Annotated in this window: 21 protein-coding genes, 1 pseudogene and 1 riboswitch; of the genes and pseudogenes, 11 read left to right on the top strand and 11 right to left on the bottom strand. The window is 60.5% G+C overall.

Features of this window, described 5'->3' with window-relative positions:
* The first annotated feature begins 6 nt into the window (after nt 1-6).
* A complete protein-coding gene (gene hemH / locus AC1UK9_RS23480; RefSeq protein WP_482578600.1) occupies nt 7-1,032 on the top strand; it encodes a ferrochelatase in 1,026 nt (341 codons plus the stop codon).
* 107 nt (nt 1,033-1,139) lie between these two features.
* Here hemH and AC1UK9_RS23475 read toward each other — a convergent pair whose 3' ends face one another.
* Together AC1UK9_RS23475 and upp are read right to left on the bottom strand one after the other, a co-directional pair.
* Nucleotides 1,140-2,414 carry a uracil-xanthine permease family protein gene (locus AC1UK9_RS23475; RefSeq protein WP_025109329.1) on the bottom strand — a complete coding sequence of 425 codons (1,275 nt, stop codon included), beginning with the start codon at nt 2,412-2,414 and terminating at the stop codon, nt 1,140-1,142.
* Nucleotides 2,415-2,416: 2 nt separating this feature from the next.
* Nucleotides 2,417-3,055, bottom strand: coding sequence for a uracil phosphoribosyltransferase (gene upp, locus AC1UK9_RS23470; protein ID WP_007912842.1), 639 nt, complete (start codon nt 3,053-3,055; stop codon nt 2,417-2,419).
* Nucleotides 3,056-3,218: 163 nt separating this feature from the next.
* Between upp and AC1UK9_RS23465 the strand changes: the two genes are divergently transcribed.
* The 3 genes from AC1UK9_RS23465 to AC1UK9_RS23455 all read left to right on the top strand — a co-directional run bounded on the left by AC1UK9_RS23465 (nt 3,219) and on the right by AC1UK9_RS23455 (nt 4,788).
* Nucleotides 3,219-3,776, top strand: coding sequence for a hypoxanthine-guanine phosphoribosyltransferase (locus AC1UK9_RS23465; RefSeq protein ID WP_016987197.1), 558 nt, complete (start codon nt 3,219-3,221; stop codon nt 3,774-3,776).
* 181 nt (nt 3,777-3,957) lie between these two features.
* On the top strand, nt 3,958-4,437 hold the full coding sequence (locus AC1UK9_RS23460; protein ID WP_025109328.1) for a hypothetical protein: 480 nt from the start codon (nt 3,958-3,960) through the stop codon (nt 4,435-4,437).
* A 63-nt stretch (nt 4,438-4,500) separates the two neighbouring features.
* A complete protein-coding gene (locus AC1UK9_RS23455) occupies nt 4,501-4,788 on the top strand; it encodes a PA4642 family protein (protein WP_025109327.1) in 288 nt (95 codons plus the stop codon).
* Between the two features lie 233 nt (nt 4,789-5,021).
* Here the strand turns inward: AC1UK9_RS23455 and mqo are convergent, their stop codons facing one another.
* Together mqo and AC1UK9_RS23445 are read right to left on the bottom strand one after the other, a co-directional pair.
* Nucleotides 5,022-6,530 (bottom strand): malate dehydrogenase (quinone), encoded by a 1,509-nt coding sequence (gene mqo, locus AC1UK9_RS23450; RefSeq protein ID WP_473013562.1) that lies wholly within the window; start codon nt 6,528-6,530, stop codon nt 5,022-5,024.
* A 709-nt stretch (nt 6,531-7,239) separates the two neighbouring features.
* A complete protein-coding gene (locus AC1UK9_RS23445) occupies nt 7,240-7,473 on the bottom strand; it encodes a hypothetical protein (RefSeq protein WP_025109325.1) in 234 nt (77 codons plus the stop codon).
* 205 nt (nt 7,474-7,678) lie between these two features.
* Here AC1UK9_RS23445 and AC1UK9_RS23440 point away from each other — a divergent pair, with 205 nt between their 5' ends.
* Nucleotides 7,679-8,263 carry a YajG family lipoprotein gene (locus AC1UK9_RS23440; RefSeq protein WP_025109324.1) on the top strand — a complete coding sequence of 195 codons (585 nt, stop codon included), beginning with the start codon at nt 7,679-7,681 and terminating at the stop codon, nt 8,261-8,263.
* A gap of 193 nt (nt 8,264-8,456) precedes the next feature.
* On the opposite strand, the gene AC1UK9_RS23435 is transcribed toward AC1UK9_RS23440, so the two are convergent.
* Entirely contained in the window at nt 8,457-8,663 is a 207-nt protein-coding gene (locus AC1UK9_RS23435) for a hypothetical protein (protein WP_025109323.1), read from the bottom strand.
* A 194-nt stretch (nt 8,664-8,857) separates the two neighbouring features.
* Between AC1UK9_RS23435 and AC1UK9_RS23430 the strand changes: the two genes are divergently transcribed.
* The gene (locus tag AC1UK9_RS23430; protein WP_007967709.1) at nt 8,858-9,136 is read left to right on the top strand and encodes a hypothetical protein; all 279 of its coding nucleotides are present in this window, start codon (nt 8,858-8,860) and stop codon (nt 9,134-9,136) included.
* A 65-nt stretch (nt 9,137-9,201) separates the two neighbouring features.
* Here the strand turns inward: AC1UK9_RS23430 and AC1UK9_RS23425 are convergent, their stop codons facing one another.
* A complete protein-coding gene (locus AC1UK9_RS23425; protein ID WP_025109322.1) occupies nt 9,202-10,365 on the bottom strand; it encodes a 1-acyl-sn-glycerol-3-phosphate acyltransferase in 1,164 nt (387 codons plus the stop codon).
* A gap of 142 nt (nt 10,366-10,507) precedes the next feature.
* Between AC1UK9_RS23425 and AC1UK9_RS23420 the strand changes: the two genes are divergently transcribed.
* The 3 genes from AC1UK9_RS23420 to AC1UK9_RS23410 are packed head-to-tail and all read left to right on the top strand — an operon-like array spanning nt 10,508 to nt 11,620.
* Nucleotides 10,508-10,690: a CPXCG motif-containing cysteine-rich protein gene (locus AC1UK9_RS23420; RefSeq protein ID WP_020799766.1), complete on the top strand. Its 183-nt coding sequence runs from the start codon at nt 10,508-10,510 to the stop codon at nt 10,688-10,690.
* Nucleotides 10,691-10,699: 9 nt separating this feature from the next.
* Nucleotides 10,700-10,960: a putative signal transducing protein gene (locus AC1UK9_RS23415; protein WP_025109321.1), complete on the top strand. Its 261-nt coding sequence runs from the start codon at nt 10,700-10,702 to the stop codon at nt 10,958-10,960.
* A 36-nt stretch (nt 10,961-10,996) separates the two neighbouring features.
* A complete protein-coding gene (locus tag AC1UK9_RS23410; RefSeq protein ID WP_482578599.1) occupies nt 10,997-11,620 on the top strand; it encodes an SOS response-associated peptidase in 624 nt (207 codons plus the stop codon).
* A 98-nt stretch (nt 11,621-11,718) separates the two neighbouring features.
* Here AC1UK9_RS23410 and AC1UK9_RS23405 read toward each other — a convergent pair whose 3' ends face one another.
* Both AC1UK9_RS23405 and AC1UK9_RS23400 read right to left on the bottom strand, forming a co-directional pair.
* Nucleotides 11,719-12,423 carry a methyl-accepting chemotaxis protein gene (locus AC1UK9_RS23405; RefSeq protein ID WP_482580520.1) on the bottom strand — a complete coding sequence of 235 codons (705 nt, stop codon included), beginning with the start codon at nt 12,421-12,423 and terminating at the stop codon, nt 11,719-11,721.
* 198 nt (nt 12,424-12,621) lie between these two features.
* A pseudogene (locus AC1UK9_RS23400) lies at nt 12,622-12,681 on the bottom strand (hypothetical protein); the annotation flags it as partial.
* A gap of 1,443 nt (nt 12,682-14,124) precedes the next feature.
* Here AC1UK9_RS23400 and AC1UK9_RS23395 point away from each other — a divergent pair.
* The gene (locus AC1UK9_RS23395; protein ID WP_025109318.1) at nt 14,125-14,943 is read left to right on the top strand and encodes a M48 family metallopeptidase; all 819 of its coding nucleotides are present in this window, start codon (nt 14,125-14,127) and stop codon (nt 14,941-14,943) included.
* Between the two features lie 138 nt (nt 14,944-15,081).
* Here the strand turns inward: AC1UK9_RS23395 and AC1UK9_RS23390 are convergent, their stop codons facing one another.
* The 3 genes from AC1UK9_RS23390 to AC1UK9_RS23380 form a co-directional block, all read right to left on the bottom strand.
* Nucleotides 15,082-15,666 (bottom strand): TMEM165/GDT1 family protein, encoded by a 585-nt coding sequence (locus tag AC1UK9_RS23390; protein WP_025109317.1) that lies wholly within the window; start codon nt 15,664-15,666, stop codon nt 15,082-15,084.
* Between the two features lie 88 nt (nt 15,667-15,754).
* Nucleotides 15,755-15,879: riboswitch (yybP-ykoY riboswitch) on the bottom strand.
* A gap of 39 nt (nt 15,880-15,918) precedes the next feature.
* Complete coding sequence (locus AC1UK9_RS23385) at nt 15,919-16,917, bottom strand: methyltransferase (protein ID WP_482578598.1); 999 nt, start codon at nt 16,915-16,917, stop codon at nt 15,919-15,921.
* A 33-nt stretch (nt 16,918-16,950) separates the two neighbouring features.
* Nucleotides 16,951-17,916: a 2-hydroxyacid dehydrogenase gene (locus tag AC1UK9_RS23380; RefSeq protein WP_482578597.1), complete on the bottom strand. Its 966-nt coding sequence runs from the start codon at nt 17,914-17,916 to the stop codon at nt 16,951-16,953.
* A gap of 242 nt (nt 17,917-18,158) precedes the next feature.
* On the opposite strand from AC1UK9_RS23380, the gene AC1UK9_RS23375 reads away from it, so the two are divergent.
* Nucleotides 18,159-18,788 carry a LysE family translocator gene (locus AC1UK9_RS23375; protein WP_003228086.1) on the top strand — a complete coding sequence of 210 codons (630 nt, stop codon included), beginning with the start codon at nt 18,159-18,161 and terminating at the stop codon, nt 18,786-18,788.
* Nucleotides 18,789-18,826 lie beyond the last annotated feature (38 nt).

Raw genomic sequence — 18,826 nt, 5'->3', positions numbered from 1 at the left:
CGATGCATGACCGATCACGCCTTGCTTCTGGTCAACCTGGGTTCTCCGGCCTCTACCTCGGTGGCCGATGTACGCAGCTACCTCAATCAATTTCTGATGGACCCGTATGTGATCGACCTGCCGTGGCCGGTGCGGCGTCTGTTGGTGTCGCTGATCCTGATCAAGCGTCCCGAGCAATCGGCCCACGCCTACGCCTCGATCTGGTGGGAGGAGGGCTCGCCACTGGTGGTGCTCAGCCGTCGCCTGCAACAACAGATGACCTCGCAGTGGTCCCATGGTCCGGTGGAACTGGCGATGCGTTATGGCGAACCGTCGATTGCAACGAAGTTGCTGCAGTTGGTGGCTGCGGGGCACAAGCGCATTACCCTGGCGCCGCTTTATCCACAGTTCGCCGACAGCACCACCACCACGGTGATCGAAGAGGCCAAGCGGGTGATCCGCGAGCATAAACTCGATGTGAAACTCTCGATCCTGCAACCGTTTTACGATCAGCCGGAATACCTCGACGCCTTGGTTGCCAGTGCGAAACCGCATTTGCAGCAGGACTACGATCATTTGCTGCTGAGCTTCCACGGTTTGCCCGAGCGGCACCTGACCAAGCTCGATCCGACCGGCAAGCACTGCTTCAAAAACGCGGACTGCTGCAAGAATGCTTCGCCGGCAGTCCTCGCCACCTGCTACCGCGCCCAGTGTTTGCGTACGGCAGCCGAGTTCGCCAAGCGCGCGGGCGTTGCCGATGGCAAATGGTCGGTGTCGTTTCAGTCGCGGCTGGGGCGAGCCAAGTGGATCGAACCCTACACCGAAGCGCGGCTCGATGAGCTGGCAAAAAACGGGGTGAAGAAGATTCTGGTGATGTGCCCGGCGTTTGTCGCCGATTGCATCGAGACACTGGAAGAGATCGGTGATCGCGGCAAGGAACAGTTTCGCGAAGCAGGGGGCGAGGAGTTGGTGCTGGTGCCGTGCCTGAATGACGACCCGCAATGGGCGAAGGCGTTGGCCACCTTGTGTGAACGAGCGCCGTTGGCCCTTTAAAAGTCAAAAGCTTCGCGAGCAAGCCCGCTCCCACCGGTACAGCGTGATCCAGGTGGGAGCGGGCTTGCTCGCGAATGCTATCGGTCAGACAACAAGGATCTAAAACCTTAGATCAGCGGTTCATCCGCCTTCTTGTTCTTCCAGCCATCATTACCCGGCAGAATCAGGTTCAGCGCAATCGCCACCACCGCGCACAGCGCGATGCCTTTGAGGCCGAAGTCGTCCGGGCCAGTGCCGGTGCCGACCAGCACACCGCCGATACCGAATACCAGCGTCACCGAAACGATCACCAGATTGCGCGCCTCGCCCAGGTCGATCTTGTGACGGATCAGGGTGTTCATCCCCACCGCCGCGATCGAGCCGAACAACAGGCACAGAATCCCGCCCATCACCGGCACTGGAATGCTTTGCAGCAGCGCGCCGAACTTGCCGATGAACGCCAGGGTGATGGCGAAGATCGCCGCCCAGGTCATGATTTTCGGGTTGTAGTTCTTGGTCAGCATCACCGCGCCAGTCACTTCGGCGTAGGTGGTGTTTGGCGGTCCGCCGAACAGGCCGGCTGCGGTGGTGGCGATACCGTCACCGAGCAGGGTGCGGTGCAGGCCTGGCTTCTTCAGGTAATCGCGACCGGTCACGCTGCCCACGGCGATCACGCCGCCGATGTGCTCGATGGCCGGAGCCAACGCCACCGGAACAATGAACAGAATCGCCTGCCAGTTGAACTCCGGCGCGGTGAAGTGCGGAATCGCAAACCATGGCGCAGCGGCAATCTTCGCGGTATCGACCACGCCGAAATAGAACGACATGGCGAAACCGACCAGCACGCCGGAAATGATCGGCACCAGACGGAAGATGCCTTTGCCGAACACTGCCACGATCAACGTGGTCAGCAGCGCCGGCATCGAGATCATCATCGCGGTCTGGTAGTGGATCAGTTCGGAACCGTCGCCAGCCTTGCCCATCGCCATGTTCGCGGCAATCGGCGCCATGGCCAGGCCGATGGAAATGATCACCGGGCCAATCACCACGGGCGGCAACAGACGGTCAATGAAGCCTGTGCCCTTGATCTTCACGGCCAGGCCCAGGAAGGTGTAGACGAAACCGGCTGCCATCACGCCGCCCATGGTCGCGGCGAGGCCGAACTGGCCCTTGGCGAGAATGATCGGGGTGATGAAAGCGAAGCTCGACGCGAGGAACACCGGCACCTGACGCCCGGTGACGATCTGGAACAGGATCGTTCCCAGACCTGCGGTGAACAGTGCCACGTTCGGGTCCAGGCCCGTGATCAGCGGCATCAGCACCAGAGCGCCGAAAGCCACGAACAGCATCTGGGCGCCGGACAACACCGTACGCCAGAGCGGATCGTTGAACTCTTGCTGCATGGTTACGCGTCCTTCTGCTTGGTGCCGAAGATCTTGTCACCCGCATCGCCAAGCCCAGGAATGATGTAGCCGTGCTCGTTCAAGCGCTCATCGATGGACGCGGTATAGATGGTCACGTCCGGGTGAGCTTTTTCTACTGCAGCAATACCTTCCGGCGCGGCAACCAGCACCATCGCGCGGATATCCTTGCAGCCAGCCTTTTTCAGCAGGTCGATGGTCGCAACCATCGAGCTGCCGGTGGCGAGCATCGGGTCGATGATCATCGCCAGCCGTTCGTCGATTTCTGGAACCAGTTTCTCCAGATAGGTGTGCGCTTGCAGGGTCTCTTCGTTGCGGGCAACGCCCACAGCGGAAACCTTGGCCCCCGGGATCAGGCTCAGCACGCCTTCGAGCATGCCGATACCGGCGCGCAGGATCGGCACGACGGTGATCTTCTTGCCGGCGATTTTCTCGACCGACACGGTGCCGCACCAGCCTGCAATATCGTAGGACTCCAGCGGCAAATCTTTTGTAGCTTCATAGGTCAACAGGGCGCCGACTTCCTGAGCAAGCTCACGGAAATTCTTGGTGCTGATGTCAGCGCGGCGCATCAGGCCGAGTTTATGGCGGATCAGCGGATGGCGGATCTCGAGGATGGGCATGGAAAAACTCCGGCGGCAGGCAAAAAAACCGGCCTAGATTAATCTATCCGAGGGTGATGTCCTATAGGACATACAGTACGTTAGTCCATAAAGGCTTGATTCGGCCTCGATGGATGCGTACCTTTGCCCGCTTTTCCAATTCCGCCACCCCCTGGAGAGCGCCATGTCCGCTGATCTCGAGCATATCCGTCAAATCATGCGAGAGGCTGACTGCCTGTACACCGAATCTGAAGTCGAGGCGGCCATCGCCCGTGTCGGTGCACAAATCAACGAACAACTGGCTGACAGCAACCCGGTGGTGTTCTGCGTGATGAACGGCGGCCTGATCTTCTCCGGCAAGCTGCTGACTCACCTGCAGTTCCCGCTGGAAGCGTCCTACCTGCACGCCACGCGTTATCGCAATGAAACCAGCGGTGGCGACCTGTTCTGGAAGGCCAAGCCGGAAGTTTCGTTCATCGACCGTGACGTGCTGATCATCGATGACATCCTCGACGAAGGTCACACCCTGGGCGCAATCATCGACTTCTGCAAACACGCTGGCGCGCGCAAGGTGCACACCGCTGTGCTGATCGACAAGGATCACGACCGCAAGGCGCGTCCTGATCTGAAAGCAGACTTCGTCGGCCTGCCGTGCATTGACCGTTACATCTTCGGTTACGGCATGGACTACAAAGGCTACTGGCGCAACGCCAACGGGATCTTTGCCGTTAAAGGCATGTAAGAACCCTGCAGCATCCCCCTGTGGGAGCGGGCTTGCTCGCGAAGGCGTCGTGTCAGTCAGCATCATTGAAAGCTGACACACCGCTTTCGCGAGCAGGCTCGCTCCCACTGTTGTTTTGTGTGTGCTGATCCATCCGCGATACCCATGCTAGAGTGCTCGGCCCCGCCCTCCGGAGCCAGTCATGCGCCTTCTGACCCGCAGCTTTGCCGCCCTCTTGCTGACCCTCAGCCTGCCGCTGGCCGCCGCGCCGATGCATAGCCAATTCCTGCCGCCGGACGACCTGACCCTGCGCGATGCTGAACCGGAACAGCAACAATTGCTGCAAGTCACCGATTATTCCGTGGTGGTCGGCGCACAGCGCCAGTCCAATCAGCAACCGATCCCGGTCACTTCGCCGCTGATGATCCGCCTCAAGGGCAAGTCCCTGAACAAGGGCGCGACCATCACGCAGGTCCTGCTCAACTTCGATGGCGAAAGCAAAAGCCTGAAAAAACCGGTGTACGACGACAAGCGCAAAACCCTGACGCTGTATTACCCGCTGGCCCAGTACCGGGTGGTGATCGATCTGCTGCGCAACGACACGGTGTATGTGCAGTTCCTCGGTTACGCCAACGGCCATATCTGGGCCGATTTGCACACCGGGGCCGTTCGATCGCGTTGAGCCGGGCGCCCGGGCAGGGGTAAACTGCCCGCCCCGTGTAATGTCTGCGAGCTGGAGTCGGCAATGCGTAAAGATAAGAAACAGGTGATTGGTGACGAGATCGGCGATGAGCAGATCAAGCTGTTCCTCGATTTTGAGCCGGTCGACGCCACTTCGCCGTCGCTGCACAAACTGATCAAGGCTTACCGTGGCCTGCGCATCGACGACTTCGAGCGCTTTCTGGGCTTCTTCGTCGAGGCCGGTTATGACGTTGATGGCAAAGACGAGCAGGGCAAGACCTTCGTTGACCTGATCGCGGATCAGCGCAATGCGCCGGACTACATCGAGCTGATCGAAAAGTCCCGCACCTGACCGTTGGCTCAACAGATTTTTGCCGGATAGGCTGGTATTGGTTCTGAGCCCTTCGCGAGCAAGCCCGCTCCCACGGTGGATCTCCTGTGTACACAAGATGTGTGGCAACAGAGATCAAAATGTGGGAGCGGGCTTGCTCGCGAAAGCGATGTAACTCACACCATGGATTTTGTGGCTGACTAAAAAAAACGCCCCGCACTCACTGAGTACGGGGCGTTTTTCATGCGGCGTGATCAAGCGAAGCTTGGGGTCTCGCTGCTTTCTTCAACCAGTTCCAGCGCGATGTTGTTCTGCGTGTTGATCTTGCGATACAGCGCAGCATCGGTCTCCAGGACTTTCTCGCGGGCCGGGAAGATCTCGGCCAGTTTGGCAGCCCATTCACCCTTGGCCTTGGCCGGGAAGCATTTCTCGATCAGTTCCAGCATGATTGAAACGGTTACCGAAGCACCTGGCGAAGCGCCGAGCAGGGCGGCGAGGGAGCCGTCCTTGGCCGCGACCAGTTCGGTACCGAATTGCAGGATGCCGCCCTTTTTCGGGTCTTTCTTGATGATCTGCACCCGCTGACCGGCCACTTCCAGGCGCCAGTCTTCGGCTTTCGCCTCGGGGTAGAAGCGGCGCAGCGAATCCAGGCGCTGCTCCATCGATTGCATCACTTCGCTGACCAAGTACTTGGTCAGGTCCATGTTGTTTTTCGCCACGGCCAGCATCGGCCCGATGTTGCCGGCGCGCACCGACATCGGCAGGTCCATGAAGGAGCCGTGCTTGAGGAACTTGGTGGTGAAACCGGCGTATGGTCCGAACAGCAGGGATTTCTTGCCGTCGACCACGCGGGTGTCCAGGTGTGGCACCGACATCGGTGGCGAACCCACTGCGGCCTGGCTGTAAACCTTGGCCTGGTGCTGTTTGACCACTTCCGGGTTGTCGCAACGCAGCCACTGGCCGCTGATCGGGAAGCCGCCGAAGCCTTTGCTTTCTTCGATGCCCGAAGCCTGCAGCAACGGCAGCGCCGCACCGCCAGCGCCGAGGAAAACAAACTTGGCATCGACTTCACGGCTGCTGCCGCTGTTGACGTCCTTGATGCTGACGGTCCAGCCGGCGCCGTTACGCTTGAGGCCGGTCACGCGCTTGCAGTATTTGACCTGGGTGTCGGGAGCGCTGGTCAGGTGCTTGAGCAACTGATTGGTCAGGGCGCCGAAGTTGACGTCGGTGCCGTTCATCACGCGGGTGGCGGCCAGCACTTCATCCGGCGAGCGGCCCGGCATCATCAGCGGCATCCACTCGGCCATTTTGGCCTTGTCTTCGGTGTACTCCATATCGGAGAACGCGTGATGCTTGTGCAGCACGTCAAAACGTTCCTTGAGGAAGGAAACGCCTTTGTCACCCTGCACGAAGCTCAGGTGCGGCACCGGGCTGATGAAGGATTTGCACGAGCCAAAGGTGCCTTTCTTCGTCAGGTATGACCAGAACTGCTTGGACACTTCGAACTGGGTGTTGATGTGCACGGCTTTCTTGATGTCGACGCTGCCGTCGGCCGCTTGCGGCGTGTAGTTCAGCTCGCACAGGCCGGCGTGGCCGGTACCGGCGTTGTTCCACGGGTTGGAACTCTCCGCCGCACCGGAATCCATCAACTCGACGACTTCCAGCTTGATCGCCGGGTCGAGCTCTTTGAGCAGTACTGCCAGGGTGGCACTCATGATGCCGGCCCCAACCAGAACTACGTCGACTGCTTCGTTATGCGCCATTTAACGCGTCTCCAAAATCTGCAGCACCAAATTGTCGGCATGGCTGCCAGGGAGTGACGGGGCAGGTCAGTTGCGCCCCAGATACCCATGGCCAGGTTCGCCATGTCCGAATCTTCGCAATTTTTCGCAACTTCGACGGATGCGTGCGGCCTGGCTTCAAGAGCTCCATGAACTCATTTCAGCACGCGGCTGGCAATTCGACTTATGGTCGAGACATCCGTTTTTGTGCAACCAAATCCGTAGCGGACAGGCTTCAGGCTCCGATATTCGAGGTATACCCGGTCCCGTGTCGTTGGGCTGTTTCAGACGCTAATGGTGCATGTTCAGACGCAAAACTTTTCATTTGCTCGCCACACTCTTGTGAAGTTGTGAAAACCCGTTTTTTTCACGCTCTTTTGAAGACGTGAACCTCAAAAAAGGGCTGTCCAGGCCTGGCACCTTGCCCGCAAGGGCAAAACAACGCGGTGGCCGAGCGTCATGACAGCTCTGCAGATTCGCGAAAAGCGGGGTTTTTGCCGGAAGAACAGGCAAGCGCGCCAACTTCACTCGATCTGTGTGGGCGGCTCTCTGTGGGCGATTTTGATGTCGATGCAAGCGCATTGACGCTGTTGCGGGGCCCGATCAGGAGACGTCCTTATAATCGGGGGGAGATTGTATCGAAGAAATGCGGGCAGTTGCTCGTGTTTAATGACTTTTATTAGGCATCCGGTCAGATGCTCAACATCGCCTGCACCCGTGCGCGGGGCTGCGACGCCATGACGCGGGCGCTGGCGGGCAATGGCTGATGCAACCAGTTGAGGCGGATTTCTTCGATTTCCACCCAGCCGTCGCCCATTGGCTGCAGGCTGCACTGCTTGAATGCCTGGCAGTGGCCGTTGCGGTCGAGCAGGGCGAAGCTGCGGTGCAACGGACGCGGGGCGAACAACGAGATCAGATAACGCATGGTCGAGTACCTTGTTGGAGGACTCCTTTGAAGGTTGTCAAAGGGCCGTGACGTCAAGGTGTATGGGCGGTGAATAATCTGTGACAGGAACCGCTTTCCCAAGGCTGTGTCAGACATTTGAGTATTCACTGTCGAGTGCTGGTGACCCACAGTGGCCCACCGCTATACTGCCGGCCTGTTTGTGCCTGATTCTGGAGAAAAGAGCATGTTGCAACGCCTGTTGTTCGGTTTGATCACTGTGACCAGTTTGACGCTGGTTGGCTGCGCCCACAGCCCGCAACAACTGAGCCCGGAACCGAAGCTGACCACGCAGCTGGCGCCGGTCGGTCATGGCCAGCAAGTGGTGGTGCGCGTGGTTGACGGTCGTCCGTCGCCAACCCTCGGCACCCGTGGCGGCCTGTACCCGGAAACCAGCGCCATCACCGTGCAGCGCGAGCAGATCCTGCCCAAGTTGCAGGCTCAGGCTGAAGCCGCCGTGCGTCTGCTCGGCTTCACCCCGACCAGCAACGCGATGAACGCGCCGCAGCTGACCGTGACCCTGACCGAGCTGAAGTACCAGTCGCCCAAAGAAGGCATGTACGTGACCGAGGCTACCATCGGCGCGACCTTCCGTTCGGACGTGCAGAGCGGCAACCGTCGTTACAGCGGCCGTTACGGTGCTTCGCTGGACCAGCGTTTCGGCATGGCGCCGAACCAGGAAACCAACACCAAGCTGGTCAGCGACGTGTTGAGCGACGCCTTGACCCGTCTGTTCAAGGATCCGACCGTGGGTCAGATCCTCGCCGAATAAGCTTTTCGGCAGCTGTAAAAAAGCCCGGTGCCAGCAATGGCCCCGGGCTTTTTTGCGGCCACAGAGTTCGAGTCTGCACAATTCCTCTGTGGGAGTGGGCTTGCTCGCGAAGGCGGTGGGCCAGTCGAAATCAGTGTTGAATAACACGACGCCTTCGCGAGCAAGCCCGCTCCCACAAGGGGATTTGGGTTGTTCAGGCGGCTTGTGAATAGAAGTCGAGAACACTCACACCCGTCAGCAGATCAGCCTCCGGCAAATCCGCATGTTGATGCCCGCCGAGGGCGCAATACACCAGCCAATGACGATCCTGAACATTGAAGGCGAGGCTGCCGACGAGGCTCTGTTGTTCGTCGGTCGGGGTGATGAGGTACAGGCGATCCTGGTTTTCTGCGTGAAGCATGTCGCGTTCCATGTGTGTTTCGAGGCGCGCATGGTGGCCGATCCAAATGACGAAGCAGTGACACAGGACAGCCATCGGTCGATTGTCAGGTTATTTGTCGCAAAGGCTAGGGCAGTGCAGGAGGGTTTCGGTAGAATCCGCGCCGCAGTCGTCGAACGGGCGTCTGCCACACCGATTCAGTTCCGAGGTCTGTGATGTCGCTGCACTTGATGACGCTGTTTACCGCCCATCCCGCCAAATTGATCAACCTGCTGGCGCTGGCACTGGCCTTCCCGGGCAGTTGGCTGCTGCACGCGACCCGCCGCCGGGAACAACGCGCCATGGCCAGCATCGCCGCTCAACGTCAGGCCCAACCGAACGCCGAGCCGATTCTGGACTGGGCGACGTTGCGCATGAACCGGTTCTTCTACCGTTTTGGTTTTGCCTGCCTCGGCCTGGCCCTGATCGTCTCCTGGATCAGCACGCGTTTCTGACGCGAATGCAAAACCCTGTGGCGAGGGGATAAATCGCCTCGCCACAAAGGCTCCGCTATGCGTGCTTACAGCGGCAATCCAGCCTTGACCCGGTACTGATTGCGCACCGGCGTCGCATATTGCAGCACCAGATACGGACGGTGCTCTTCAGGGCAGGCGTCCAGTCGGCTCTGCCATTCTTCCTGTGCCTTGGCCAGTTCATCTGCCGGGAACACCTCGGCCGCTTTCGGCACGTTCAGTTGCGGATCGGCATCGGCCCACTGCGCGTACGCCAGGTAATGCACCGGGAACAGGCGGTAACCGCCGAGAATCTGCTTGTCCATCTCGACCGCCAATTGCTTGGTGTCTTCGAACAGCTCGCTGATCGGCGCGGCGAAGTTCACGTGCACCCGGCCCTTGTAGCCGGTGATGCCCTTGGCAATGCTCACGTCATCCTCGCCCGGCGCCTTGGCGTAGGTGCCTGTGGTGGCGCGGATGTACAGCTCGCGGGCCTTGGCCTGATCGCACGGGTCGTATTCGTAGCTGATCGACACCGGGGTCAGGTTCAGCGACTGGATGACTTCGCCGAACGGCTCGTCCTTGCGGCTCATGTGGAACATCTTGAGGATCGCCGACTCGGTACGGTCATCGCCGTCCTTGGCCCGGCCTTCGGCCTGAGCGATCCAGATCGAGGCGCAATCGTTGCGGATCGAGTGGTTGATGTACGCCGACAGCAGCTGGTACGCGGCCATTTTTTCGCGACGGCCGGTGATCGAACGGTGCACGATGAAGCTCTTGTTCAGGCGCATCAGGTCGCTGACAAACGGCTTCTGCAGCAGGTTGTCGCCAATCGCGATGCGCGGCGTCGGCAGGCCGGCGTGGTACACGGCGTAGTTGACGAAGGCCGGGTCCATCACGATGTCGCGGTGGTTGGCGATGAACAGATAAGCGCTGCCGGACTTGAATTGCTCGACCCCGGTGTAGGTCACGCCATCGGTGGCGCGCTCGATGGTGTGGTCGACGTAGGACTCGACCTTGTCCTGCAAAGTCGCCACCGAAGTCACGCCGGCGAACTCACGACGCAGCCGATGGGCTATAAGTGGTTTGAGCATCCAGCCGAAGGCACCGGCAAAACGCGGGAAGCGGAAGTGGGTGAGGATATCTAGAAACGCCTTGTCGCCGAGCAGTCTTGCCAGTACCACAGGTACTTCGCTGTCGTCGTAAGGTCGGATGGCATCGAATTCGCCCATCATGCTCTCTTGTTGGAAACGGCTAGGGTAAGTAAAGGTTTTGATCGAAAAGCCGCGGGGCACGGTCTGAAAAAGTAGCCAGACAAAAATAGCCCTGCAAATAGACCGGCGATTATACGCACAAGTCACTTGGGAGACCGCGATGCTGGAGAGCGCACTGTACGAATGTCCGTATTGTGGTGAGGAAGTCGAAACGACTGTCGATCTGTCCGGCGGCGATCAGACCTACATCGAGGACTGTCAGGTGTGTTGTCGACCGATCACGTTTGTGTTGCAGGTTCACGGCGAGGACTGGTTTCTGGAAGTCTTCAGCGAAAACGAGTGAGGGGCGCCCATGCAGCGAATCTACGAGCCGGAAAACCTGATGGAAGGCGAAATGCTCAAGGGCATGCTTGCCAGCGAAGGCATCGAGGCGCATCTGGTCGGCCGCGATCTGCTCGGTGGTACGGGCGAGTTGCCGATCTTCGGATTGCTGGGATTGTCTGTCGATAACGATCAGGCCGAGTACGCCCGCGAGCTGATCACCGCGTACAATGCCGCGCTGCCGCTGCCCGGCGATGAACCGGAGAGCTTCCCCGGCACGTTGGTCTGTTAGGCTGGCGTTCGTTTTACTTCTGAGTCGTGTTGCCCCATGTGTGGACGTTATGCCCTGTTTCGCTGGAACCGTGACTTCGCGGCCCTGCCTGGTTTTCCCGCCGATCAGCAGGCGCAGTGGAACATTTCCCCCAATGATTCGGTGTTGATGCTGCGTGCCGAGGTCGACGGCCAGCGCACGCTGGCCCGCGCCCGTTGGGGCCTGACGCCGCCGTGGCTGACCGATCTGTCGAAAACCCCCGCACATGCCCGCGCCGAGACGGTGGCCGAACAACCGATGTTTCGCGAAGCGCTGCGCCTGCGTCGCTGCCTGCTGCCGGCCAATGGTTTCTACGAATGGCGCGGCACCGTGCGCAAGCGCCCGTACTGGTTGACGCCGGGGGAGGGCTCTTCGCTGTTTTTCGCGGCGATCTGGGAGGCGTATCCGGTGCAGGAGCAGGTGTGGCTGAGCGCGGCAGTGATCACTCAGCCGGCGGCCAGTCAGCGTCGACCGCTGATTCTCGATGAGGCGGGGCAAGCGGCCTGGCTCGATCCCGAGACGCCGCTGCATGTGTTGCAGGGCTTGCTGGCCAGTGAACCTGCCGCATTGCGCGAGCGGGTGTTGGCGAACCTGGTGAATGATCCGAAACTCAACGGGCCGGAGTGTCTGACCCCGGGTTGATGCATTGTCCGTGCGGGCCCCTTCGCGAGCAGGCTCGCTCCCACATTGGAATGCATTTCAACTGTGGGAGCGAGCCTGCTCGCGAAGGCGATTTCGGATCAGACCTTGAACTGGTTGATCAACCGCCGCTGCTGTTCCGCCAGCTTGGTCAGATCGGCACTCGCCGAACTCGACTCATCCGCACCCCCCGCCACTTCATTCGCCACCTGGCCGATATTGATCACATTGCGGTTGATGTCATCCGCCACCGCGCTCTGCTCTTCTGCCGCGCTGGCGATCTGCGTGTTCATGTCGTTGATCACCGACACCGCCTGGGTAATCGTCTCCAGCGCTTGCGCGGCTTTCGCCGCGTGCTGCACGCTTTCGTCGGTGCGGCTCTGACTGTCTTCCATGACCCGCACCACGTCGCGGGTACCCTGTTGCAGTTGCTGGATCATGGTCTGGATTTCTTCGGTGGCCTTCTGCGTCTTCTGCGCCAGATTGCGCACCTCGTCCGCCACCACCGCAAAGCCGCGCCCCTGTTCGCCGGCACGCGCCGCTTCGATCGCCGCGTTCAGCGCCAACAGGTTGGTCTGTTCGGCGATCCCGCGAATGGCAGTGAGGATCGCGTTGATGTTCTCGCTGTCCTTGGCCAGGGTCTGCACCACGTCCACGGCCTTGCCGATTTCCACCGCCAGCACGCCAATCGAATTCGAGGTGTCACGGACAATCTGCATGCCTTGTCCGGCCGCCTGATCCGCGTGGCTGGCGGCTTGCGCGGCCTGGGTGGCGTTGCGCGCGACGTCTTGCGCAGTCGCGGTCATTTCCTGCACGGCGGTGGCGACCTGATCGATCTCGGCCATTTGTTTCTGAATGCCGATGTTGGTGCGAATGGCGATGTCGGCGGTGTGTTCGGAGGAATCGCTGACGCTCTGCACCGACGTCACCACCTGCGTGATCATCGCCTGCAGCTTGGCGAGGAAGGTGTTGAAACCCTTGGCAATCGAACCCAGTTCGTCGCTGCGATCACTGCTCAAGCGACGGGTCAGATCGCCTTCACCCTTGGCAATGTCATCCAGCATGGCGACCATTTGCTTGAGCGGTCGGGCGATACCGTGGCCCACCAGCCAGATCACCAATAGGCCGACGCCTGCGATGATCAGACCGACCATGGCCATGCCGAACGTATCGGATTTGCGCTGGGCATCAAGGTCGGCCTGGAGTTTCTGCAGATCCGCCATCACTGCGTTCAGCGGCAATTGCAGCATCAAGGTCCAGCGGGCGTCGGTCTGGCCGATGCCGAACGGCAGGTACAACTCGATGCGGCCCTTGTCCTTGTTGACCGAGTAGGTGACTTCGCCGCGCTTGAGATTGGCCATGTTGGCGATCTGCTCGGCGTCGAGAATGTCGCTGACCTTCTCGCCGAATTTGCTCGGGTCCTTGGTGTAGGCGACGATCCGGCCGTTGCCGCCGATCAGGGCCATCTGCCCGGCGCCGCTGTACAGTTTCTGGTTGGCAGCGAGGAGCATTTCCTGGATGAAGTTCACCGACAGGTCGGCGCCGACAATGCCCTGGAACGCACCGTTGAGCATGATCGGTTCAATAAACGAGGCGAGCATGACGATCTTGTCGCCGACCTTGTAGGGCGCCGGATCGATCACGCAGGCTTTCTTGCTCTCTTTCGAGCACAGGTAATACTCGCTGGCGCGCACGCCGGTGGAGAGGACTTTCTGGTCGTCGACGTCCACCAGTTTGTCCAGGCCGAGGGTGCCGTCGTCATTGCGGAACCACCATGGCAGGAAGCGCCCGTTCGCCGCATCGATGCCGACCACGCTGGTGCCGACGTAGGCCGCATCATTGTGGTCCAGTGCGTTCTTTTCCCAGCCGATGTAGGTGCCGAGAATCTTCGGGTTCTTCTCGACGTTCTCCTTGATCAGACTGATCAACTGCTCGCGGCTGACGGTCAGGCGCGGCTGACCATCGGCGCCCGGTGTGCCGAGCAGCGCGTTGACGCGCACCAGTCCGCCAGCAATCAGCAGCGGCGCCTCGAGTTCGCGCTGGATCTGGCTGACCTGGGTCTGGGCCAGCGAGGTCAGGCGTTGTTCGATGACTTGTTCGAACTGTGCCTGAGTGCGCTGTTGCACCATGTCCTGGGTGCGGGCGCCGGAAAACAGCGCGTACAGCACCAGCGCGGCAACCACGCTGAGGACGATGGCGCCGGCCAGGGCGGCGACGGAAAACTGGATCGACTTGAACTTCATGGGAGCTCCGCACGCAAGAGGACGTCTGCGCTGTTGTATCGGCAGCAGGCATTGCGCCATGAGTGCTGAGCGGAACTATGGATAGAGGATGTCGCAAATGGATCAGTGCGCGACGCAGTTGCAGAGGGCGCTGCGCGGCCCTGTGAATTTTTTCCTACAGGGTCAGCCGGCGACTTCTGAAAGTGCATGCAACACGTCTGTTGTATCTGGCGTCGATACAATTACCCGCCTAGGATACGCGGCATGTTTTCAGGGAGCTTTTGAATGAACAAGACATTGGTTGTAAGTGCACTGAGCGCAGCGCTGTTGCTGGCCGGTTGTCAGTCGGTCAACACCACCAGCGGCGGAGCCGTGGGCGTGGAGCGCAAGCAGTACATGTTCAGCATGCTGTCCTCGCAAGAGGTCGACCAGATGTATGCCCAGTCCTATCAGAAGACCGTTGGCGAGGCGTCGAGCAAAGGCGTGCTGGACAAGACCAGCCCCGAGGCCAAGCGGGTTCAGGCGATTGCCAACCGGCTGATTGCCCAGGCGCCGAACTTCCGCCCCGATGCCGCGCAATGGCAGTGGGAAGTCAACCTGATCAAGAGTGATGAACTCAACGCCAACTGCGGCCCTGGCGGCAAGATCATTTTCTACACCGGGCTGATCGACAGCCTGAAACTCACTGACGATGAAATCGCTGCGGTGATGGGCCATGAAATCGCCCACGCCCTGCGCGAGCACGGTCGTGAAGCGATGTCCAAGGCTTACGGGATCGAGATGGCCAAGCAGGGTGCGGGGGCGTTGTTCGGTCTGGGTCAGGACAGCCTGGCGCTGGCTGACACCGTTGCCAACTACGGCATGACCTTGCCCAACAGTCGCGCCAACGAAAACGAAGCCGACCTGATCGGCCTCGAGCTGGCAGCACGCGCCGGGTACAACCCAAATGCGGCGATCACCTTGTGGAACAAGATGAGCAAGGCGTCGGAAGGCGCACCGCCGGAATTCATGAGCACACACCCGGCCTCGTCCAGCCGGATCGCTTCGTTGCAGGCGGCGATTCCGAAGGTGATGCCGCTGTACGAAAAAGCTCCGAAATCCTGACGGTTTTGCAGCGAGGCTGATGGCCCCTTCGCGAGCAAGCCCGCTCCCACCTTTGGAATGCATTCCACTGTGGGAGCAGGCTTGTCTGCGGGCGGCGTTCCGACGAAGAACGATGACGCGGTCTATCGACTGACGCCGTTAAACCCAGCCACTGCTCTGCATCGCCTTGTACACCGCAACGATCGCCAGAATGAAGAACGCCGAAGCCGCCAGGCGCCGGATCAAGGTCAGCGGTAATTTGTCAGCGGCAAAATTACCCGCCAATACCACCGGCACGTTGGCAATCAACATGCCCGCCGTCGTACCGATAATCACCAGCCACAGCTCCGGATATTGCGCCGCCAGCATCACCGTGGCGATCTGCGTCTTGTCACCGATTTCGGCCAGGAAGAACGCGATCAGCGTGGTCAGGAAGGGGCCGAACTTGCGCGCGGTGCTGGCTTCATCGTCGTCCATCTTGTCCGGGACCAAAGTCCACAGGGCAGTGGCGGTGAAGCTTGCAGCGAGAATCCAGTGCAGCACCGCGTCTGAGAAGAAACTGCCGAACCAGGCGCCTACCGCACCGGCTGCCGCGTGGTTGGCCAGGGTCGCGGCGACGATACCGGCAATGATCGGCCAGGGTTTGCGAAAGCGAGCGGCGAGAATCAGCGCGAGCAGTTGCGTCTTGTCGCCGATTTCGGCCAAGGCAACGATTGCGGTGGGAACGAGTAACGAGTCCAGCATCAGGATTTTCCTAAGGGGCGGGTCGACACGGCTATGACACGTACAGCCTTCCCGCCCCGGGTAAGGTGTGCGTGTCATAGGTCTTGTCAAACCCTGCGATCCGTCTGGTGCGGACGCTTGGGTCGCATACGCCATGATCTGAGGATCAAGTATGTTGACGTATGCCGGACGAGCTTGGCGCTCGTGGGAGACTACTCCCCTAGGACGGAGCGGATTCTGCCTAGGCAGAATCCATTCGGCAAGTGCTAATTTTCAGCCACGCTTGGCGCGGTAGATGCGGAAACCATTGCCCTCGGCCTTGATCGCGCACACGCCCAGATGCTCTTCGATCAGTGGCTGATATTTCAGGAAGCTGTTTGCGACCAGCCGCAGTTCGCCGCCGTTTTTCAGATGTTTAGCTGCTTTTCGCAGCAAGTTCTCGGTGGCGAAATAATCGGTGTGCACCCCGACGTGGAACGGCGGATTGCTCAGAATCGCGTTCAAACCCATCGGCGCGGCATCGATGCCGTCACCGGTCAGCACCTCGGCTTCCAGACCGTTGGCGGCCAAGGTGAGGCGGCTGCTGGCGGCGGCGAAGGCATCGACGTCGAGCAAGGTCACCTGATTGTGCGGGTAGCGACGCTTGACCGCCGCGCCCAGCACACCGGCACCGCAGCCGAAATCGAGCAAGTGTCCGCTCGGCAGTTTGTCCAGATGCTCCAGCAGCAGGGCGCTGCCGCGATCCAGTCGGCCATGGCTGAACACGCCCGGCAGGCTGATGACTTTCAACGGGCCTTCGGCCAGGGGCAGCTCATAAGTCTGCGCCAGGCTTTCCAGCGATTTGGCTTCAGGCGCATTGGCCACGGTGACTTGCCATAGTTGGCAGTGACGGGCGCTGTCGAGTTTGCGTGGCTTGCCGAACGGGTTGAGCTGTTTCGATGCGCCTTCGATACCGCTGCGCTTTTCCCCCACCAGAAACACCTCGCGCCCGGCCAGACGCGCGGCCACGGCGTTGAGGATGTAATCGGTCAAATCCTTGGACTTGGGCAAAAACACCACCGCGCTGTCGAACTCGCGCTCCGGCACGCTCACGCCGAAATGGCTGCGGCCTTCGAAGCGCGCGTCGAGTGCGGCCTGATCGCCGGCATGCCAGCACCAGCCGAACGCATTGGGCAGGCGCCCGAGCAAATCGTCAGCGGGCAGACCGGCCAACAACAGCGAACCCTGGAATAACTCGGCCTGACGAAGCAGTACTTCACTGCGCGGATCCATAACTGCTCCTTGGAAAAAAAGTGCCGCAGTTTATCAACTGACGACCCGCAGCGCTTTACCGCTGAAGAACGCCTGCGCGTTTTCGGTCAATTGGCCGACGATGCGCTGCCGCGCCTCGCGACTGCCCCAGGCGTTGTGCGGGGTGACGATCAGCCGCGGGATATCGGCGGCCAGCAATGGATTGCCATTGACCGGTGGTTCGACGCTCAGCACATCGGTGGCCGCACCGCCGAGGTGACCGTTGCGCAAGGCGTCCGCCAAGGCTTGCTCGTCGATCAAACCGCCACGGGCGGTGTTGACCACAAATGCGCCGGGCTTCATCGCCGCCAGTTCGCGGGCGCCGATGAAGTGGCGGGTGTGTTCGTTGAGCGGGCAATGCAGGGTCAGGGCGTCGATCTGCGGCAGCAATTCGTTCAGCGGCAGGCGATCCGGTCGGGCAGGGCGGCCCGGAATCTGCCCGAGCAGGATCCGCATGCCAAACGCTTCGGCCAGTCGTGCGACGGCGCCGCCGAGTTCGCCATGGCCGAGCAGGCCGAGGGTTTTGCCTTCCAGTTCGACGATCGGGTAGTCGAGCAGGCAGAACTGTTTCGCCTGCTGCCAGCGACCTTCGCCCACCGCGTTCTGGTAATCAGCCAGGCGCGTGGCAAGGTTGAGCAGCAACATGATCGTGTGTTGTGCCACCGACGGCGTGCCGTAACCCTGACAGTTGCACACGCTGATGCCGTGGCTGCGGGCCGCGTCCAGATCGACGTTGTTGGTGCCGGTCGCGGTGATCAGGATCAGCTTCAGCTCGGGGTTGGCGACCATCGCGGCGGCGTCAATGCGGATCTTGTTGGTGATCGCCACAGTGGCACCCTGCAGGCGCTCACTGACCTGTTCGGGCAAGGTCTGGGCGAACAGTTGCAGGTCGCTGAAGCAGGCGCGCAACGGGCTGAGGTCGAGATCGCCGAGATCCAGGGACGGGTGATCAAGGAATACGGCGCGGCGCGGGTTCGTCATCAACTGTACCTTTTGTGCGGTGAACGGAAGGCGTAATCTGCCGAGCCTACCAGATGAAACAATTGGTTACTCAGTGCCCGAGGCGCTCACAAGTCCTGTGGGAGCGGGCTTGCTCGCGAAGAGGACGTGTCAGGTCAATAAAGGTTGTCTGACACAACGCCGTTCGCGAGCAAGCCCGCTCCCACAGGGAAATGCAGTCGGGTGATGTGTCCAAACTGATGATCGACCCCAGAGGAGCCCCCATGTACTGGACCGAATTCTTGACCGTTGCACTGATCCATCTGCTGGCCGTGGCCAGTCCCGGCCCGGACTTCGCCGTGGTGGTGCGTGAGAGCGTGACCCATGGCCGACGTGCCGGTACCTGGACGGCACTGGGTGTCGGCACGGCGATTTTCCTGCATGTCGGTTATTCGCTGCTGGGCATCGGCCTGATCGTGTCGCAATCGATCGTGCTGTTCAACGCCTTGAAATGGGCCGCCGCCGCTTACCTGCTGTACATCGGCTTCAAGGCCTTGCGTGCGCAACCGGCGAAAACCGTCACCGACGATCTGCACAAGGAAGCCGGTGTGCGTACCGCGCGCGGCGCTTTCACGTCGGGCTTCGTCACCAACGGTCTGAACCCGAAAGCCACGCTGTTCTTCCTCTCGCTGTTCACCGTGGTGATCAACCCGCACACCCCGCTGGCAGTCCAGGCCGGTTACGGGGTTTACCTCGCGGTGGCGACAGCAGTCTGGTTCTGCCTGGTGGCCATGCTGTTCAGCCAGCAACGTGTACGCGCCGGTTTCGCCCGCATGGGTCACTGGTTCGACCGCACCATGGGTGCGGTGCTGATCGCCATCGGCGTGAAACTCGCGTTCACCGAGATGCATTAAGGACTGGCTGCGATCAAAATGTGGGAGCGGGCTTGCTC

This window comes from Pseudomonas sp. AK-TSAG1-1, assembly GCF_056821665.1.
Note: the sequence above shows the minus strand (reverse complement) of the source record. Positions and strands in the feature narration are given on the sequence as shown.

Coding starts and splice junctions, on each gene's coding strand:
- AC1UK9_RS23425 (WP_025109322.1), bottom strand. CDS start 10,365: ATGGGCGAATTCGATGCCATCCGACCTTACGACGACAGCGAAGTACCT.
- AC1UK9_RS23440 (WP_025109324.1), top strand. CDS start 7,679: ATGTTGCAACGCCTGTTGTTCGGTTTGATCACTGTGACCAGTTTGACG.
- AC1UK9_RS23475 (WP_025109329.1), bottom strand. CDS start 2,414: ATGCAGCAAGAGTTCAACGATCCGCTCTGGCGTACGGTGTTGTCCGGC.
- mqo (WP_473013562.1), bottom strand. CDS start 6,530: ATGGCGCATAACGAAGCAGTCGACGTAGTTCTGGTTGGGGCCGGCATC.
- AC1UK9_RS23395 (WP_025109318.1), top strand. CDS start 14,125: ATGAACAAGACATTGGTTGTAAGTGCACTGAGCGCAGCGCTGTTGCTG.
- AC1UK9_RS23405 (WP_482580520.1), bottom strand. CDS start 12,423: ATGACCGCGACTGCGCAAGACGTCGCGCGCAACGCCACCCAGGCCGCG.
- AC1UK9_RS23390 (WP_025109317.1), bottom strand. CDS start 15,666: ATGCTGGACTCGTTACTCGTTCCCACCGCAATCGTTGCCTTGGCCGAA.
- AC1UK9_RS23435 (WP_025109323.1), bottom strand. CDS start 8,663: ATGCTTCACGCAGAAAACCAGGATCGCCTGTACCTCATCACCCCGACC.
- AC1UK9_RS23385 (WP_482578598.1), bottom strand. CDS start 16,917: ATGGATCCGCGCAGTGAAGTACTGCTTCGTCAGGCCGAGTTATTCCAG.
- AC1UK9_RS23445 (WP_025109325.1), bottom strand. CDS start 7,473: ATGCGTTATCTGATCTCGTTGTTCGCCCCGCGTCCGTTGCACCGCAGC.
- AC1UK9_RS23420 (WP_020799766.1), top strand. CDS start 10,508: ATGCTGGAGAGCGCACTGTACGAATGTCCGTATTGTGGTGAGGAAGTC.
- AC1UK9_RS23430 (WP_007967709.1), top strand. CDS start 8,858: ATGTCGCTGCACTTGATGACGCTGTTTACCGCCCATCCCGCCAAATTG.
- upp (WP_007912842.1), bottom strand. CDS start 3,055: ATGCCCATCCTCGAGATCCGCCATCCGCTGATCCGCCATAAACTCGGC.
- AC1UK9_RS23410 (WP_482578599.1), top strand. CDS start 10,997: ATGTGTGGACGTTATGCCCTGTTTCGCTGGAACCGTGACTTCGCGGCC.
- AC1UK9_RS23460 (WP_025109328.1), top strand. CDS start 3,958: ATGCGCCTTCTGACCCGCAGCTTTGCCGCCCTCTTGCTGACCCTCAGC.
- AC1UK9_RS23415 (WP_025109321.1), top strand. CDS start 10,700: ATGCAGCGAATCTACGAGCCGGAAAACCTGATGGAAGGCGAAATGCTC.
- hemH (WP_482578600.1), top strand. CDS start 7: ATGACCGATCACGCCTTGCTTCTGGTCAACCTGGGTTCTCCGGCCTCT.
- AC1UK9_RS23375 (WP_003228086.1), top strand. CDS start 18,159: ATGTACTGGACCGAATTCTTGACCGTTGCACTGATCCATCTGCTGGCC.
- AC1UK9_RS23380 (WP_482578597.1), bottom strand. CDS start 17,916: ATGACGAACCCGCGCCGCGCCGTATTCCTTGATCACCCGTCCCTGGAT.
- AC1UK9_RS23465 (WP_016987197.1), top strand. CDS start 3,219: ATGTCCGCTGATCTCGAGCATATCCGTCAAATCATGCGAGAGGCTGAC.
- AC1UK9_RS23455 (WP_025109327.1), top strand. CDS start 4,501: ATGCGTAAAGATAAGAAACAGGTGATTGGTGACGAGATCGGCGATGAG.